The 18,674-nt window shown below is 34.8% G+C and carries 16 protein-coding genes; 9 read left to right on the top strand and 7 right to left on the bottom strand.

The window, feature by feature from the left end; all coding sequences use genetic code 11:
- The first annotated feature begins 174 nt into the window (after positions 1–174).
- Positions 175–771: a peptidylprolyl isomerase gene (gene slyD / locus ACFQ02_RS01560; RefSeq protein WP_380818446.1), complete on the top strand. Its 597-nt coding sequence runs from the start codon at positions 175–177 to the stop codon at positions 769–771.
- A gap of 133 nt (positions 772–904) precedes the next feature.
- A complete protein-coding gene (gene rimO / locus ACFQ02_RS01555) occupies positions 905–2,236 on the top strand; it encodes a 30S ribosomal protein S12 methylthiotransferase RimO (protein WP_380818441.1) in 1,332 nt (443 codons plus the stop codon).
- 110 nt (positions 2,237–2,346) lie between these two features.
- Here rimO and mazG read toward each other — a convergent pair whose 3' ends face one another.
- Positions 2,347–3,150: a nucleoside triphosphate pyrophosphohydrolase gene (gene mazG / locus ACFQ02_RS01550; RefSeq protein WP_380818437.1), complete on the bottom strand. Its 804-nt coding sequence runs from the start codon at positions 3,148–3,150 to the stop codon at positions 2,347–2,349.
- 172 nt (positions 3,151–3,322) lie between these two features.
- On the opposite strand from mazG, the gene uspA reads away from it, so the two are divergent.
- From uspA to metJ, 6 genes are all read left to right on the top strand, one after another.
- Positions 3,323–3,748: a universal stress protein UspA gene (gene uspA, locus ACFQ02_RS01545; RefSeq protein ID WP_380818435.1), complete on the top strand. Its 426-nt coding sequence runs from the start codon at positions 3,323–3,325 to the stop codon at positions 3,746–3,748.
- 179 nt (positions 3,749–3,927) lie between these two features.
- Positions 3,928–6,552, top strand: a complete 2,625-nt coding sequence (gene alaS / locus ACFQ02_RS01540) for an alanine--tRNA ligase (protein ID WP_380818433.1) — start codon at positions 3,928–3,930, stop codon at positions 6,550–6,552.
- Between the two features lie 153 nt (positions 6,553–6,705).
- Entirely contained in the window at positions 6,706–6,891 is a 186-nt protein-coding gene (gene csrA, locus ACFQ02_RS01535; RefSeq protein WP_380818430.1) for a carbon storage regulator CsrA, read from the top strand.
- Between the two features lie 28 nt (positions 6,892–6,919).
- Positions 6,920–8,284: a phosphomannomutase CpsG gene (locus ACFQ02_RS01530; protein ID WP_380818427.1), complete on the top strand. Its 1,365-nt coding sequence runs from the start codon at positions 6,920–6,922 to the stop codon at positions 8,282–8,284.
- A gap of 51 nt (positions 8,285–8,335) precedes the next feature.
- Positions 8,336–9,223, top strand: coding sequence for a UTP--glucose-1-phosphate uridylyltransferase GalU (galU, locus tag ACFQ02_RS01525; RefSeq protein WP_380818424.1), 888 nt, complete (start codon positions 8,336–8,338; stop codon positions 9,221–9,223).
- A gap of 103 nt (positions 9,224–9,326) precedes the next feature.
- Positions 9,327–9,644, top strand: coding sequence for a met regulon transcriptional regulator MetJ (metJ, locus tag ACFQ02_RS01520; protein ID WP_380818421.1), 318 nt, complete (start codon positions 9,327–9,329; stop codon positions 9,642–9,644).
- A 245-nt stretch (positions 9,645–9,889) separates the two neighbouring features.
- Here the strand turns inward: metJ and thrC are convergent, their stop codons facing one another.
- The 3 genes from thrC to thrA form a co-directional block, all read right to left on the bottom strand.
- Positions 9,890–11,167 carry a threonine synthase gene (gene thrC, locus ACFQ02_RS01515; protein ID WP_380818418.1) on the bottom strand — a complete coding sequence of 426 codons (1,278 nt, stop codon included), beginning with the start codon at positions 11,165–11,167 and terminating at the stop codon, positions 9,890–9,892.
- Between the two features lie 68 nt (positions 11,168–11,235).
- Complete coding sequence (thrB, locus tag ACFQ02_RS01510; RefSeq protein WP_380818415.1) at positions 11,236–12,180, bottom strand: homoserine kinase; 945 nt, start codon at positions 12,178–12,180, stop codon at positions 11,236–11,238.
- Positions 12,181–12,190: 10 nt separating this feature from the next.
- Positions 12,191–14,644 carry a bifunctional aspartate kinase/homoserine dehydrogenase I gene (thrA, locus tag ACFQ02_RS01505; RefSeq protein ID WP_380818412.1) on the bottom strand — a complete coding sequence of 818 codons (2,454 nt, stop codon included), beginning with the start codon at positions 14,642–14,644 and terminating at the stop codon, positions 12,191–12,193.
- A 335-nt stretch (positions 14,645–14,979) separates the two neighbouring features.
- Here thrA and ACFQ02_RS01500 point away from each other — a divergent pair, with 335 nt between their 5' ends.
- Positions 14,980–15,684 (top strand): YggS family pyridoxal phosphate-dependent enzyme, encoded by a 705-nt coding sequence (locus ACFQ02_RS01500; RefSeq protein ID WP_380818409.1) that lies wholly within the window; start codon positions 14,980–14,982, stop codon positions 15,682–15,684.
- Positions 15,685–15,740: 56 nt separating this feature from the next.
- On the opposite strand, the gene ACFQ02_RS01495 is transcribed toward ACFQ02_RS01500, so the two are convergent.
- Genes ACFQ02_RS01495 through ACFQ02_RS01485 form a run of 3 tightly spaced genes read right to left on the bottom strand, consistent with a single transcriptional unit; the run spans position 15,741 to position 18,603 of the window.
- Entirely contained in the window at positions 15,741–16,439 is a 699-nt protein-coding gene (locus ACFQ02_RS01495) for a LutC/YkgG family protein (protein WP_380818406.1), read from the bottom strand.
- Positions 16,440–16,449: 10 nt separating this feature from the next.
- Entirely contained in the window at positions 16,450–17,871 is a 1,422-nt protein-coding gene (locus tag ACFQ02_RS01490) for a LutB/LldF family L-lactate oxidation iron-sulfur protein (protein WP_380818403.1), read from the bottom strand.
- A complete protein-coding gene (locus ACFQ02_RS01485) occupies positions 17,872–18,603 on the bottom strand; it encodes a (Fe-S)-binding protein (protein ID WP_380818400.1) in 732 nt (243 codons plus the stop codon).
- Positions 18,604–18,674: the final 71 nt, after the last annotated feature.

Below are 18,674 nucleotides of genomic sequence, written 5' to 3'. Positions count from 1 at the left end.
GATCTCGCTATAGAACTCTTTCCTTTGGAATGACAATAGTTGAGTTTCATATGTATTAATTAAATAATATTTAATTGATAATTATCATCAAGCGTGTAGTAAAAGATTAACGAATGACAGTCTATTAGATTTCCGTTACAATAGGCACCATTTTAGTCAGCAATGAGGTAATGAATGAAAGTTGCAAAAAATGTTGTAGTAAGTATTGCTTATCAAGTACGTACAGAAGATGGCGTGTTAGTTGATGAAGCTCCAGCAAATCAACCTTTAGAGTATTTGCAAGGTCATCAAAATTTAGTGATTGGTCTAGAAAATGCTTTGGAAGGAAAATCCGTTGGAGATAAATTTTCAGTAAAAGTTAAACCAGAAGAAGCTTATGGTGAATACAATGAGAATATGGTTCAACGAGTACCGAAAGATGTATTTGAAGGCGTTGATGAGTTAGTTGTTGGTATGCGATTTATTGCTGATACAGATATTGGACCTTTACCTGTGGTGATTACTGAAGTTGGTGAGACTGAAGTTGTTGTTGATGGAAATCATATGCTAGCAGGGCAAGAGTTGTTGTTTGAAGTTGAAGTAATTGCGACTCGAGAGGCAACGTTAGAAGAAATTGCACATGGTCATCTTCATCAAGAAGGTGGTTGTTGTGGTGGACACCATGATAGTGATGAAGAAGGTCATGGTTGTGGCTGTGGCGGGCATCATCACCATCATCATGAGCATGCTCATGATGGTTGCTGTGGTGGCAAAGGTGGTTGTAGCCATTAATATGATTATATAAAATAACCGCACTTTGAGTTTAAATTGCTTAAAGTGCGGTCTTTTATTGATTTTTTTACATGTTTTCTGATGAAGAATTTTGTAGAATAATTGTCCTATCTATAATTATTGAGATTTTTGTATGAGTTTAGCCCCAAATGTAGGGTTTATTAGTTTAGGTTGCCCTAAAAACTTAGTTGATTCTGAACGAATTCTAACAGAACTACGAGCGGAAGGATATAATATCATTTCAAGCTATGAAAATGCGGATTTAGTAATAGTTAACACTTGCGGTTTTATTGATAGTGCTGTGCAAGAGTCTTTAGAGGCAATTGGTGAGGCTTTAGAAGAAAATGGGCGAGTAATTGTAACAGGCTGTTTAGGTGCAAAAGAAGATCGCATTAGAGAAGTTCATCCAAAAGTATTAGAAGTGAGTGGACCACATAGCTATGAAACTGTCATGGAACAAGTACATAAATATGTTCCGAAGCCTAAATATAACCCTTATGTAAATTTATTACCTCAGCAAGGCGTAAAGTTAACACCAAAACATTATGCGTATTTGAAAATTTCTGAAGGTTGTGACCATCGTTGTACTTTTTGTATTATTCCTTCTTTGAGAGGAGATTTAGATAGTCGATCAATTGTTCAAATTTTAGATGAGGCAAAGCGTTTAGCAGATGCTGGAGTAAAAGAACTATTAATAGTTTCTCAAGATACATCGGCTTATTCTCTTGATTTACCTAAAGAAAACCAAAACAAAACTATTTTTTGGAACGGCAAACCTATAAAAAATAATTTATTAAGTTTATGCCGTGAATTAGGGGGATTAGGACTTTGGATTCGTTTACATTATGTGTATCCTTATCCGCACGTAGATGAGCTTATTCCATTAATGGCGGAAGGAAAAATTCTGCCTTACCTAGATATTCCTTTGCAGCATGCTAGCCCGAAAGTACTCAAAGCGATGAAAAGACCTGGTACAATTGACCGCACTTTAGAGCGAATTAAAAAATGGCGTGAAATTTGTCCAGATCTAACTTTACGCTCGACGTTTATTGTGGGATTCCCTGGAGAAACGGAAGAAGATTTTCAGCAATTATTGGACTTTTTACAGGAAGCTCAGTTAGATCGTGTTGGCTGTTTTAAATTTAGTCCAGTAGAAGGGGCAGTGGCAACAGATATGTTGGAGCAAGTGCCTGAAGATATAAAAGAGCAAAGATTTCATCGTTTTATGCAATTACAACAGAAAATTTCCGCTGCAAAATTACAACAAAAAGTAGGTAAAACGCTAGCGGTAATTATCGATGAAGTTGATAATGAAACTGTTATTGGACGTTCAATGGCTGATACCCCTGAAATTGATGGTCTTGTTTATGTAGACAATGAATCTCAACAGCAGATTAAAGTAGGACAAATTGTTTCAGTAAAAATTACTCATGCAGATGAATACGATTTATGGGGAACTTGTTAAATCTAATGTCATATAATTGAAATTTATCAAGTATAAAGACTAAAGTATTTACTTTAGTCTTTTTTAGTACTAATAAAAAAATCAACTATAGTTAAATAGATAAAGTCGTTTTATGAGAGCAAGTTTGACTTTTCTTCTTGTTTTACTTCATTCCAAATCAGATCCATTTCAAATAAAGAGCATTGTTCTAGCGTTTTATTAGATTGGTTCAATTTTTCTTCAATTCGACGGAAACGACGTTCAAATTTATTGTTAGCAGAGCGGAGGCTTTCTTCTGCTGAGCATTTTAAATGTCTAGATAAATTAACTACAGCAAATAGAAGATCACCTACTTCTTCAGTAATGTTATCTTGATTGACTGATTGTTGAGCTATTTCATGTTTGACCTCAGCCAATTCTTCTTCTACTTTTGCTAAAACGCCTTCGATATTTTGCCAATCAAAACCAATTTTAGCACACCGTTTTTGTAATTTTTCTGCTCTCATCAGTGCGGGAAATGCGATAGGAACATTATCTAATATAGAAGTTTGCCCTTTTTCTTCATTTTCTAATGACTTTATTGCATTCCAACTAGATAGAGCTTCTTGTTCATTATTAGCTTTGTTAGTACCAAATACATGAGGGTGACGGCGGTAGATTTTTTTTGCGACAGAATGTACGACATCATCAAAAGTAAAGCGTTTTTCTTCTGCAGCTAATTGGCTTAAAAAAACGACTTGTAACAAAAGATCGCCTAACTCTTCTTTTAAATTAGCAGTATTATTTTGCTCAATAGCTTCAACTACTTCATAACTTTCTTCCAATAAACAAGGAATCATACTATAGTAATTTTGTTTTAAGTCCCAAGGGCAACCTTCGTTAGGATCTCTTAATTTAGCAATAAGTTGAATAAAATCTTGAATAGAATAAATCATTTTTTTCTTCTCTAAGTGCGGTTAGTTTTAAGATAAATTTTAGCAATGCAATTTAAAATAAAAAATTGCCTTTTTCAAAATTGTGATCAACATCATATTTTTTTTGTTTGAATAGTGATAATATCTTACTACAAAATAGTTAAACAATCGCAACTCATACAAGGAGGCAATTATGTATAAACACGTATTAGTAGCAGTGGATCTTTCTGAAGAAAGTTCAGTTTTACTCCAAAAAGCAGCAAAAATCGCACAAAAGTGTGATGCAAAATTGTCAATGATTCACGTAGATGTAAATTTTTCTGATCTCTATACTGGATTGATCGATGTAAATTTATCATCTATGCAAGATCAAGTCTCAACAGAAACTCATAAAGCATTAATGCAACTTGCTGAGCAGTCACCTCATCCAGTATCAGAAAAATTAAGTGGCAGTGGTGATCTAGGACAAGTGCTATCAGATGCTATTGAAAAATATAATGTAGATTTGCTTGTAACAGGTCATCATCAAGATTTTTGGAGTAAATTAATGTCATCAACTCGTCAAGTGATGAATATTATTACTGTAGATATGTTAGTTGTTCCTTTAAGAGAAGAATGATAATTTATTTTAATAGTTAAGACCGAATTAATATTAATTCGGTCTTTTTTATTTGTAGTAAACAATTTTCTCTTCTGATCTAATAAAAATCCATTCTCTAAACTTAAAAAGTATGACAAAATAAGTGGATCTACAATATACATAAGACTATAAGTATAGATAATCAATAAGGTTTATCAATGAAGACAACAGCAGAAATTAGAAAATCTTTTCTTGATTTTTTTCATAGTAAAGGGCATCAAATTGTTGAAAGCAGTTCGTTAGTACCACATAACGATCCTACTTTGCTATTTACCAATGCAGGTATGAACCAGTTTAAAGATGTGTTTTTAGGGATGGATAAACGTCCCTATAGTCGTGCAACAACAGCACAACGTTGCGTAAGAGCAGGTGGAAAGCATAATGATTTAGAGAATGTGGGTTATACAGCTCGTCATCATACTTTTTTTGAAATGTTGGGAAATTTTAGCTTTGGAGATTATTTCAAACAAGATGCGATAAAATTTGGTTGGGAATTTTTAACTTCACCGCAATGGCTTGGCTTACCAAAAGAAAAATTATGGGTGACGGTGTATCAAAGTGATGATGAAGCCTACGATATTTGGCATAAAGAGGTTGGTATTCCAGCAGAACGAATAATTCGTATTGGTGATAATAAAGGTGCAGCCTACGCTTCGGATAACTTTTGGCAAATGGGAGATACAGGACCTTGTGGACCTTGTACTGAGATTTTCTATGATCACGGTGATCATATTTGGGGTGGACCACCAGGTTCTCCTGAAGAAGATGGTGATCGCTATATTGAAATTTGGAATATCGTTTTTATGCAATTTAACCGCCAAGCCGACGGTTCAATGGAAAAATTACCAAAACCTTCTGTAGATACAGGGATGGGACTAGAGCGAATTTCTGCGGTATTACAGCATGTAAATTCAAATTATGATATTGATATTTTCCAAACTCTGATAGCAAAAGTTGCAGCATTGACTGGAGAAAAAGATTTAACTAATAAGTCGTTGCGTGTGATAGCTGATCATATTCGTTCTTGTGCATATTTAATTGCAGATGGCGTAATTCCGTCAAATGAAGGTCGTGGTTATGTATTACGTCGGATTATTCGGCGAGCAGTGCGACATGGGCATTTACTTGGGGCAAAAGGTAGCTTTTTCTATAAGTTAGTACCTACTTTAATTGATGTTATGGCAGAAGCTGGTAAACAAGTTAAAGAAAATCAAGTGACTGTTGAACGTTTATTAAAATTAGAAGAAGAACAATTTGCACGTACTTTAGAGAGAGGATTAACACTCTTAGATGAAGCTCTAATGCAAGTCAAAGGAAATGTATTGTCTGGTGAGGTCGCATTTAAACTATATGATACTTATGGTTTCCCGCTAGATTTAACAGCTGATGTGTGTCGTGAGCGAAATATTGGCGTAGATGAAACTGGTTTTGAACGTGAAATGGAGGCTCAGCGACAACGAGCTCAATCAGCTAGCCAATTTGGTGCAGACTACAGCAATGTTATTCGTGTAGATGGTTCTACTGAATTTGAAGGCTATACAGAATCTGAAAGTTTAGCGAAAGTTACCGCACTTTTTCACGATGGAAAATCTGTTGAAAGCATTTCAAGTGGTCAAAGTGCGGTTGTTATTTTAGAAAATACGCCATTTTATGGTGAATCTGGTGGGCAAATCGGCGATAGTGGTTATTTAGCAGGACAAGATTTACATTTCACAGTAAATGATACTCAGAAATATGGTCAAGTATTTGGGCATATTGGCGAATTAGTTCGTGGTTCACTGAAAGTTGGTGATAATGTTAATGCCGTAGTTGATATTGATCGTAGAACAAAAATTTCCTTGAACCATAGTGCAACACATTTACTGCACGCAGCATTACGTCAAGTATTGGGCGAACATATTAGTCAAAAAGGATCTCTTGTAGGAGATAATATTTTGCGTTTTGATTTTTCCCAGCCCGAAGCTATCAATAAGCAACAGCTTATGCAAATTGAACAAATTGTTAATGAGCAAATTAGAGCTAATAATCCAGTTGAAACTGACATCATGGATTTAGAAATGGCGAAAGCTAAAGGAGCAATGGCACTATTTGGTGAAAAATATGCTGAAAAAGTACGAGTGCTTTCTATGGGAGATTTTTCTATGGAATTGTGTGGTGGGGTGCATGTAAAACGTACTGGTGATATTGGCTTATTTAAAATTATCAGTGAGTCAGCAATAGCAGCTGGTGTTCGTCGTATTGAGGCAGTGACTGGCGAAACTGCAATTAACTGGTTACAACAGCAGCAAGATATTTTGCAACAAAGTGCAGATTTATTGAAATCTGATGTTAATTCTTTAGCTGAAAAAATTCAGCAGTTACAAGACAAAGCTAAGAAATCCGAAAAAGAGTTGAATCAATTGAAAGAAAAAGCGGCTATGCAAGCGGGATCTAGCTTAGTGCAAAGTGCAGTAAAAATTAATGAAACTTCAGTGATCATAAAGCAGCTTGATAACGTAGAAAGTAAGTCCTTGCGTGTGATAGTAGATGATCTTAAAAATCAACTTGGTTCAGCTGTGATTGCGTTTGCATCAGTAGTTGATAGAAAAGTTAATTTGATTGTTGGTGTTACTACTGATTTAACTAATAAAGTAAAAGCTGGTGAGCTAGTTAATGTAATGGCTCAGCAAGTAGCTGGAAAAGGTGGTGGTCGTCCTGATATGGCAATGGCTGGAGGTTCTCAACCTGAAAATGTAACAAAAGCGTTATCAATTTGTTCGGAATGGTTACATTCTCATTTGTAATTAAAAATTTTTGTGTGCTAACTCACAACTTTTTAATTTATTAGTAACTTTCAATGAATAAATCAGGTAACATTAGCTTGTAATTACTCAGTGATTTAGAGTGTTTACAATCTTATAAGTTATATTTTGTTTATTTTATTTAAAGAGGACTCTATGCTGATTTTAACCAGAAAAATTGGTGAAAGTTTACTTATTGGTGATGAAGTATCTATTACGATTCTTAGCGTTCGTGGAAATCAGGTAAAAATTGGTGTAAATGCACCGAAAGAAGTTTCAGTCCATCGTGAGGAAATCTATCAACGTATTAAAGAAGCGACTCAAGAAAAGTCGCCTCAGTAGATTGTAGTCTTAGTACAAAGGAAGTTGTATGAGTAAATTAACTTGTTTTAAAGCTTATGATATTCGAGGACGTTTGGGCGATGAACTAAATGAGAATATTGTTTACCGTATAGGGCGTGCATTCGGTCAGTTTTTAGCACCAAAGACAATTGTAGTTGGGGGTGATGTTCGTTTGAGTAGCAAATCACTGAAAAGTGCGGTAACAAATGGCTTGCTTGATTCAGGTGTGAATGTTATTGATCTTGGTGAAACGGGTACAGAAGAAATATACTTTGCGACTTCTTTTTTACAAGCTGATGGTGGGATTGAAGTTACTGCTAGTCACAATCCCATTGATTACAACGGATTAAAACTAGTTCGCCAAAATTCTCGTCCAATTAGTGCAGATAGCGGTTTATTTGAGATCCAACGATTGGCTGAAAACAATGATTTTCCAGTAGTTACTCAGCGAGGTCAGTATAAACAGTTTTCTGTTTTAGCAAATTATGTAGAACATTTGTTGTCTTACATTGATGTGAAAAATCTTAAACCAATGAAATTGGTTATTAATTCGGGCAATGGTGCCGCTGGACATGTAATAGATGCTATTGAAGCTCAATTCCAAGCACATGATGTTCCAGTAGAGTTCGTGAAAATTTACAATAATCCTGATGGTTCTTTTCCTAATGGTATTCCTAATCCACTTTTACATGAAAATAGACAGGATACTATCAATGCTGTATTAGAAAATAAGGCGGATATGGGAATTGCTTTTGATGGTGATTTCGACCGTTGCTTTTTATTTGACGAAAATGGAGAATTTGTTGAAGGATATTATATTGTTGGTCTTCTTGCTCAAGCTTTTTTAGCTAAAGCAAAAGGTGAAAAAATTATTTATGATCCTCGTTTAATTTGGAATACGATAGAATTAGTTGAGAAAAATAATGGTCAAGCAGTAATGTGTAAATCAGGACATTCTTTCATTAAAGAAAAAATGCGAGAGATTAATGCTGTTTATGGTGGTGAGATGAGTGCTCATCATTATTTTAGAGACTTTTTTTATTGTGATAGTGGCATGATTCCATGGCTACTCGTTTTAGAATTGTTATGTACAACAGGAAAAACTTTAGGTGAATTAGTTGGGGAAAGTATCGCTAATTATCCATCACCTGGCGAAATTAACAGTAAATTAATTGATGCGAAAGCAGCTATTCAAAGAGTTAAGGACGCTTATGAAAAAAACGCGATTAATATTGATGATATTGATGGAGTAAGCATTGAATATTCAGATTGGCGTTTTAATTTGCGTTGCTCTAATACTGAACCAGTTGTTCGATTAAATCTTGAAACTCGAGGAAATAAAGCCTTGATGGAAGAGAAAACTACAGAAATATTAGCGTTGTTGCGTAAATAAACTCTATTTATCCACGTTATTTTGCATGTTTGTATTGAGGAAGAAATATTCATGAAAGCAGTGATCCCTGTGGCTGGATTAGGTACACGTATGTTACCTGCGACTAAAGCTATTCCTAAAGAGATGTTAACTTTAGTAGATAAACCGTTGATTCAGTATGTAGTAAATGAATGTGTTACGGCAGGTATTAAAGAGATTGTGCTTGTGACTCATTCTTCAAAAAATGCGATTGAGAATCACTTTGATACTTCATTTGAATTAGAAACTATGTTAGAGAAACGAGTCAAACGGCAGTTATTAGATGAAGTGCGGTCGATTTGCCCAAAAGATGTAACAATTATGCATGTTCGCCAAGGTAACGCCAAAGGCCTAGGACATGCTGTATTATGTAGTCGTCCCGTTGTCGGAAATGAACCTTTTGCCGTGATTTTGCCAGACGTATTACTTGCAGATTTTACAGCTAACCAAAAAACTGAAAATTTAGCAGCAATGTTGAAACGTTTTAGAGAAACTCAAGCAAGTCAAATTATGGTTGCTCCTGTTTCACAAAAAGATATAAGTAGTTATGGTATTGTAGATTGTGGTGATGCAAATATAGAACCTAATGGAAGTGCTAAAATAAATAATATTGTGGAAAAACCTACTATTGATCAAGCTCCATCCAATTTAGCTGTAGTAGGACGTTATGTTTTTTCTGCATCAATTTGGGGATTTTTAGAAAAAACCCCTATTGGTGTTGGTGATGAGATTCAATTGACTGATGCTATTGATATGTTGATAGAAAAAGAAACTGTAGAAGCTTTTTATCAAACGGGCAAAAATTTTGATTGTGGAGATAAAATCGGTTATATGCAAGCATTTGTGGAATATGGTATTCATCATCCACAATTAGGTGAAAAATTTAAGCAGTATTTGAAAGAATTAGTGAAATCTTTATGAAAAATAAGAGTAAAAATGGCATTCTAGCAGTCTAGATTGTCATTTTTTTTGTTTTTATTTATAATTCAACGCAAATTTAATAATCATTAATAGGGTAGTAGTCATGGCAGATTGGGATGGAAAATATATTAGTCCTTATGCAGAACACGGCAGAAAAAGTGAGCAGGTTAAAAAAATTACTGTTTCCATTCCGATTAAAGTATTGGAAATTTTAACGAATGAGCGTACAAGAAGACAAATTCGTAATTTACGTCATGCTACTAATTCTGAATTACTTTGCGAGGCTTTTTTGCATGCCTTTACAGGTCAGCCTTTACCAACAGATGAAGACTTGCAACGTGAACGCCATGATGAAATCCCCGCTCAAGCAAAAATAATTATGCGTGAGTTAGGCATTGATCCCGATAATTGGGAATATTAAAAAATAAATCAATACACATATAAATCACATTACTGTCATTTAAGATATTGCTTCTATTAATCTAAAGAATCGTAAAGATCGATAATCTAATTATAACTATAAGATTTTAGCTATATAGCTAGTATCTTATAGTTATTATTACGAAACAGATTTAAGCTGTTCTGATTAAATACTGCGTTGGCTGATAGATTATAAATCTTATCGTTTTTTATCAAAAATCAAAAAATATGTTTAATATCAATTTGTTATTTATTCATTAAATATTCTCGTAATTTAGTAAAATCATTATCCATTTCATCAGATAATAATGGTAAACGATTATGTTTGTCTAAAGCTGTAGGTAAAGCTAATTCAATATTTAAAATGCGTTCAACACTTTCTTTAAATTTTGCAGGATGTGCTGTGCAAAGGAAAATTCCTGTTTCTCCTAGTTGTAAGTCTTGAGTTAGCGTGCGGTAAGCGATTGCACCATGTGGCTCACATAAATAACCCTTAGTATTCATTTCATTTAACGTTAGTTCAGTTTGAGCGTCACTTACTGCTGATGAATGTAGATCTGATAATGGCCAACCATTACGCTTGAATAGCTCTTCTACACGTGGCCAGTTATTTGGACGACTTACATCCATCGCATTAGAAAGAGTAGATACTGTTGCATTTGGTAACCAATTTCCAGTCGCTAAGTAACGAGGCACTGTATCGTTAGAATTAGTTGAAGCGATGAAACGCTTAATTGGCAAGCCAAGACTTTTAGCGATTAAGCCCGCTGTTAAGTTACCAAAATTACCACTTGGTACAGAAACTACGACCTCTCTGCGTTTTTCTACTAGCAGTTGTGCTATAGCTTCAAAATAATAACAAACTTGAGCTAATAACCGACTAATATTAATGGAGTTAGCAGAGTTTAAGCCAATAGTTTGACGTAATTCGGCATCATCAAAGGCTTTTTTTACAAGGGATTGACAAGCATCAAAATCGGCATTGATTGCTACTGTACGAATATTGCATCCTAAAGTACAGAACAATTTTTCTTGCAATGGACTAATTTTACCTTTTGGATATAGAATGACTACATTGATATTTTCTAATCCATAAAAGGCATGAGCCACAGCTGCTCCAGTATCCCCTGAAGTCGCGGTTAGAATAGTGATCTTATTATTGTCACGTACAGCAGCTAAAGTTTGAGCCATGAAACGACCGCCAAAATCTTTAAACGCTAGAGTTGGACCATGAAAAAGTTCGAGTGCATAGATATTATCCTCCACTTTGACTATTGGTGCAGGAAATGTAAACGCATTTTTTACTAGCTGATTCAGTTTACTTTGTTCCAATTCCTCACCAATAAGTGCGGTTAAAATTTGTTGACTTCTTTCTACTAAAGGTAATGCTAGAAGCTCATCAATATTGCTAAGTTGAGGAATTATTTGAGGGAAAAATAGTCCCTGATCTTTACCTAAACCTTGTCGTACTGCTTGGGCAAAATTAACTTGTTCTTCAGGATGTTTAATATTATATAAATTCATTGTTAACCTTTTGTTTTTAATCAGATTATTAAGAATATAGTGGAAACGGAAAATTACCGTGATTTTTGTTATGTAATCTGTCTAGCGCCTTGATTGTCTACTTTACAAATACGTACAAAGCCTTCATTATTTTGTAAATAATGATTTTCTAAATAGTTTGCTACTTTATTGGCGACGATCAGATCTGAGACAATAGCAAACATTGTTGGACCAGAACCAGATATACCCGAAGCTAATGCACCAAAATCACATACGGCTTGTTTTACTTCAGCAAAATGTGGTAACAGTGAAGCTCGATAAGGCTCAGCTATCACATCTTTCATCATATAAGCTGCTAAAGAATCCTGGTGAGTATGGCAAGCATGGACAAAGCTAGCTAAATGGCGACCGTGAGTGATTGTATCTTGTCTTGTATAACTTTTAGGTAAAATAGCACGAGCTTCCGCAGTAGAAACTTCAATGCCAGGGTAAGCTAAAATCCAGTACCAATTATCAAAAAATGGTAGCTGCTGACAAATATTACCTAGAGATTGCACCATTAATTGCACCCCGCCTAAATAACAAGGTGCAACATTGTCATAATGCACAGAACCAGAAATCCGCCCTTCTAGTTCTCCCATCATTTCTAGTAATTCCATTTTAGAAAAAGGTTCATCATGAAATTGGTTGAGAGCCACTAGCGTGGCGACAATAGAGCAAGCACTTGAACCCAAACCAGAGCCAATGGGCATATTTTTTTCTAACGTTAGACAAAGTAACCGCACTTTTTGTCCACGTAATTTTAACCGTTCACTAAATAACACATAGGCTTGATAGACAATATTTTTTTGCGGTTCTTTCGGTAATTTCCGCACAAAATAACCTGCATTTTCTAAACGGAATCCTTGTTTAGAGTCTTCAATCTGTACTACATCGCCCAATAAGGAACCATCAATTGGTGATACCGCTGCACCTAGACTATCAAAACCAACACTAATATTTGCACTAGATGCTGGGGCATAAATTCGCAACATATACTCTCCATTAATTATGTAAAGTTCTTAAAATATCAGCAAAAATTCCAGCCGCTGTGACAGCATTACCAGCTCCATAACCTCTTAACAATAATGGGATTGGGTGATAATAGCGAGTATAAAAAGTCAATGCATTTTCACCATTTTTTACTTTGTAAAGAGGGTTATCAGCATCAACCTCTATAATTGATACTTTGCATTTATTTTTTTCAATCTGTCCTACATAGCGTAGCACTTTGCCCTGTTCGTTAGCTTTTTTAGTACGGATAGAAAATTTTTGATCTAATTGAGGTAATATTTCCATAAATTGTTCTACAGATTTACCTTCTGAAAAATTTTCGGGTAAAACTGACTCAATTTCTACATCATCGAGTTCTAAACTTAAGCCTATTTCACGAGCTAGAATGAGTAATTTACGTGCAACATCTTTTCCTGAAAGATCATCTCTTGGATCAGGCTCAGTAAATCCTTTTTCTCGAGCAAGTGCGGTAGCTTGTGAAAAAGTTAATCCTTCTTCTAATTTTCCAAAAATAAAAGATAAAGAACCAGATAAAATTCCTTGAAAACAATTAACTTCATCTCCTGCTGCTAATAAATTTTGTAAATTTTCGATCACAGGTAACCCTGCACCTACATTAGTATCATATAAAAATTTACGTTGATTTTTGCGAGCATTCTCACGCAATAAATTATAATATGCCATGTCTCTTGTGTTAGCTTTTTTATTTGGAGTCACTACATGGAAACCTTCATTTAAAGCCCTCGCATACAAATCTGGTACACTTTGAGAAGAAGTGCAATCGACAAATACAGGATTAACTACATGATGTAGTTTTATAAAAGATAGCAATACATCAAAATCAGACGGTTGAGTTGCATTTTCAAGATCCTCTTGCCAATTATCTAAATTCAGCCCATTTTCGTTTAGTAACATTTTAGTCGAGTTTGCTAAAGCACAAATACGGATCTCAATGTCCTTTTTCTCCAAATATGCTTTTTGGCTTTTAACTTGTTCAATTAGCTGACCGCCAACACCTCCAACGCCGACTAAAAACATATCTACTATTTTTTTCTTATTAAACAGGGCTTGATGAGTAGCTTTCACTGCTTCAATAGCTTTATTTTGAGCGACTACCGCAGAAATAGACCGTTCGGACGAGCCTTGAGCAATTGCTACAATACTAATGTTTGCTTGAGCTAAAGCTGAAAAGAAACGTGCAGCAATTCCTTTAGCTTGTTGCATTCCATCACCAACTACAGAGATAATTGACAGATCTTTAATTACTCCTATTGGTTCTAAAGCTTGAGATTTCAGTTCTTGTTCGAATTCTGTTTCTAATGCCTTTTTTGCAGTCTCTATCGCTTTAACTGGGACACAAAAGCTGATACTGTATTCAGAAGAAGACTGTGTAATTAAAATCACTGATACTCCCGCTTTTGACATTGCTGAAAAGATGCGAGAAGCCATACCAACTACACCTTGCAATCCTGGACCCGATACATTAAACATTGCTAAATTATCTAAATTAGCGATACCTTTGACTTGTAGTTCTTTACTTTCAGATGCTTTATTGCCATCAATAATCGTGCCAAGTGCGGTCGGGTTTCCTGTATTTTTAATCAAGCAAGGAATGTTAGATTGCACTAAAGGACCGATAGTACGAGGATGAATGACTTTTGCTCCGAAATAAGAAAGCTCCATCGCCTCGCGATAAGATAAACTAGGTAATAGCACTGCATCGGGTACTAGACGAGGATCACAAGTGTAAACTCCATCTACATCAGTCCAGATTTCACAGACACTCGCTTTTAAACATGCGGCTAAACAGGCTGCAGAATAATCTGAACCATTACGCCCTAATAATACTAATTCACCTTTATCATTGCCCGCAGTAAAACCAGCCATTAATACTACATTTTTCTTTGGAATGGAATTTGCATCAATTCGTTTAGTAGATTCTTCAATATTAACAGAAGATTCTAAATAATTGCCTTGAGCCAATAATTTTTCTACAGGATTGATCTGAGTTACTGTATAACCACGAGCTTCAAACCAAGCTCTCATCATTGCGATAGAGAGTTTTTCACCACGTGAATCAATGGTCGCTTTGATTTTATCTTCCACTTTACCACTTTGACGAATATCTTCTAACAAACTTTGAATTTGAGCAAACTCTGTATCAATAAAGGTTTTTACACCATCAAAATCAAATTTATCATTTTCTTTATATAATCCATCAATAATATTATAGAAAATGTCAAGGGCTTCGTTGAAATGAGAGTCAGTTGGTTGATTTAAAGCTGCTTTTTCAGATAATGCGACTAAATGATTAGTAATTTTTGCAGGAGCAGATAGTACACCAGCAGCTTGTTCTTCCAAATGGGCTTGTTCTATTAATCTTGCAGCTTGAGAAAAGCGTTCTGGATTGGCAAGAGAAGTGCCTCCAAATTTTAATACTCTCATGATAATCTCCTGATGTTGTGAATTGTAGTGTTGTTTAAAAACATGTATAAAAAAACCCGCAATTTTGCGGGTTTTAAAAATTATTTTTACGCACTAACCCGCACTATTCGAACTAATAATGGTCATAATAATGGTGGTAATCATAGTTGTGCGTTTATTCATTTAATACTCATAGAATAACTAAAAATATTTGTCATAGAAATACCGAATTTTTATTTAATTGTCAAATTAAAATTATATAATTTATGAAATTTTTGGAAATGGTTATTAAATTCATAAAAATCCTGTAAAATAATTCGCAAGTTTGTCAATATTGAATACATATAGAGAATAAAATGACTGATATTCAAAATAATTTAGTGCAGGTAAAAAAGAAGATTTGTCAATGCTGCGAGAAATCGTTTCGTGGAGAAAATGAAGTAAGATTATTAGCAGTCAGTAAAACCAAACCTGTAGAGGATATTATTGTCGCCTATAATAGTGGACAGCTTGCATTTGGTGAAAATTACGTACAGGAAGGAATTGAGAAAATCCGTTATTTTGAAAATCAGCATATTCATTTAGAATGGCATTTTATTGGTCCTTTACAATCTAATAAAACGCGTTTAGTTGCAGAAAATTTTGATTGGATTCAGACAGTTGATCGTATTAAAATTGCGGATCGTTTAAATGAACAACGACCACACTTTAAATTACCTTTAAATGTTTTGATTCAAATAAACATTAGCAATGAACAAAGTAAATCAGGTATTCATCCAAGTGAAATGTTAGGGTTAGCAAAACACATAGGAAATCTACCGCACTTAAAATTACGTGGACTAATGGCGATACCTGAACCGACAGAAGATATTACGCAACAAGAACTAGCTTTTGCGAAAATGAACGATTTATTTACTCAGCTACGTGAAGCATTTCCGCAATTACAGATAGATACTCTTTCCATGGGTATGACGGACGATATGTCTTCAGCCATTAAGCATGGTTCAACTATGGTTAGAATTGGTACAGCAATATTTGGTAGAAGAGACTATTCTAACTAAAATAAAACGGTTTTAATTTGAAACCGCTTTATTTCTATGTAAAGACAAATATTAAATCATAAGTCATCAATCACAATATAAATTTTTGTGGTTGGTCCATGTACGCCAACGACTTTAACAAGTTCAATATCAGCAGTAGAGCTTGGACCTGATATGATGTTAATACAAGAAGGCATTCGTTCACCTGATTTCACTTTTTCGTGCAATATTTGTGCAAGTTGTGCTACTCTTGGGAGTATAGTACTTTTTCTGACAATTACGATAGATTTTTCAGGTAATAAACTTACAGAACGTCCTCTATTTTTGTCAGAATAGAGGACAATGCCCCCAGACTCGGCTAGACCATATTCGGCATAAACAATACCAATATTAGCTTTTTCTGCAAATTCTATGTTTTTGTTAGCTTTTTCTGTTGCCCAAATGTGACTATTAAAGCAATGTTGAATAGCTTTTGTAATACCTAGATCGTCAAGACGATAATCTTGATTCAGAATAATTTTATCTCCACCATATTTGTTACAGACATCAATTAATACATTTACTACCGCACTTTCATTCGTCTCTATTACATCAACCATCATTACTTTGGCAAAATCAACAAATTCTTGACAAAGTTGTTGCTGATTCAAATCTATTAATCTCGTTGTCGCATGATTATTAAGAGGAGTTGGTATTGGCTCTGGTATAAAACTACGTGGTCTCCCCATTTTTTCTGATAATTTATTTAGAAAATACTCTCGATTTTGTAAATACATTTTGTTCCTCTTATTTTACATTTTGTTTACTGTGGCGATTAAACCAGCTACGAAAACTCTCACCTTCTGGTTGCGGTAAATTGCGGGCTTTTGTCCACTCAGCTAATGCACCTATTTGAATTGGGGCTTTACCATTTTTAATGAATTTACTAGTAACTTTTGCCCCTAAATTTACTCCTATACGCCATAAATTAGGATGAGAGTTAGCAAAATTAAAGCCTAAAATAGAAAAGCGTTCTAAAGTTGGTGTCATGCCAGTTTGAGTCATATGTTCACGATGTTTTAAGATGAGTTGAGATAGTGGAATTTTTACGGGACAAACAGAATTACAGCCACTACATAACGAGCAAGCATAAGGTAAGTGTTTAAATTCTTTATAGCCACCTAATAATGGTGAAATTACTGAGCCAATAGGTCCTGGATAAATTGAACCGTATCCATGACCACCAATTTGACGATAAGCAGGACAAGTATTTAGACAAGCACCGCAGCGAATGCAACGTAATACTTCTTTAAATTCACTAGCAAGAATTTTTGAACGACCGTTATCTACAATAACTAAATGAAATTCTTCTGGACCATCAGTTTCACCACTTAGGCGAGGTCCTGTTAACCAAGTGTTATAGCCCGTTAGTTTTGCCCCTACAGCGCTCCTAGCAAGCATTGTAATTAATACATCAACTTCTTTAAACGTTGGTGCAATGCGTTCCATACCCATTACCGCAATATGCGTTTTAGGTACAGTAGTAGTTAATCGTAAATTTCCTTCATTAGTGACTAAGCATATACTACCTGTTTCAGCTACAGCAAAATTGCAACCACTGATTCCAATATCAGCTTCTAAGAAATCTGCTCTAATTTTTTCACGAATAAATAAAGTCATTTCTTCAGGGTTTTCTGTCCCTTGATAACCTAATTTTTCATGTAATACTTTGCGAATTTGATAACGGTCTTTGTGAATTGCTGGCACAACAATATGTGAGGGTTTATCATCTGCTAACTGTAGAATATATTCGCCGAGATCGGTTTCTATCACTTTAATACCTTCAGCTTCTAAACAGTGATTCATGCCAATTTCTTCAGTTACCATTGATTTAGATTTCACTATTTTTTTTGCATTTTTGGCTAAAGCAACTTGACGAATATAGTTTGTTGCCTCTTCTGCTGTTTCAGCAAAAAAAACTTTCCCACCATTTTCTATTACTTTCTCACTTAGTTGATATAAATAAGCATCTAAATTTGCTAGTACATGGTTACGAATTTGTTTCGCGTGATCACGCCATTCTTCCCAATTCCCCAATTCGTCAACCATTTTTTGACGATTTGCACCAATTCGTTCTTGAGCCATAATCACAGCATTACGCATAATGCTATTGTGAATCTGATTTTTCAACCGCACTTTAAATGTTAGATCACTAGTTTTTAAAGTCATTTAGTTTTCTCCTTGCATTAGTACTTCAGCAATGTGCATTACTTTGATTGGTTTTCCCTCACGATGTAAACGCCCACCAATATTCAGTAAGCAACTAACATCTGCACCAATTAAGTAATCAGGGTTAGACTCATTAATGTGCTTTACTTTTTCAATAACCATTTCCCCTGAGATTTCAGCCATTTTTACAGAAAATGTACCGCCAAACCCACAACAAGTTTGTTGATTATGAATAGGAAGTAATTTTAAACCTTTGACATTTTGCAACAATGTTAAAGGTTCATTGATGACACCTAATTTACGAGAAAGACTACAAGACGGGTGATAAACAGCTTTTCCTTGAAGAGTTGCACCAACATTGGTTATACCAAGTTTATTTACAATAAAATCGGTTAAATCATAAAAGCGATCTGCAACTTTTTTAGCACGATTTGCCCAATCTTTTTCATTGAAACGCTGAAAAATTTCTGCATAATTTTTAATTGCATAAACGCAAGAACCAGCAGGAGCAACAATAGGGTAATCATTAGCTTCAAAAGTGCGGATCAAATTTTGCATCCCATTCAGAGCTTGTTTTGTATAACCACTATTTAGTGCAGGTTGTCCACAACAACCTTGCTTTTCTAAAAATATGACGTTACAACCTAATTTTTCCAATAGTAACACTGTATTTTTCGCCACCCCAGCTTTTACTACATCAGCTATGCAAGTGACGTAAAAATTTACGTTCATAGATACTCCAACAATTTACTAAAATAACAAAAATTAATAATCAGGTAAGAAAATCCTACCTGATTTAAAAA

This window comes from Seminibacterium arietis, assembly GCF_042675725.1.
Classification (GTDB): domain Bacteria; phylum Pseudomonadota; class Gammaproteobacteria; order Enterobacterales; family Pasteurellaceae; genus Seminibacterium; species Seminibacterium arietis.
Note: the sequence above shows the minus strand (reverse complement) of the source record. Positions and strands in the feature narration are given on the sequence as shown.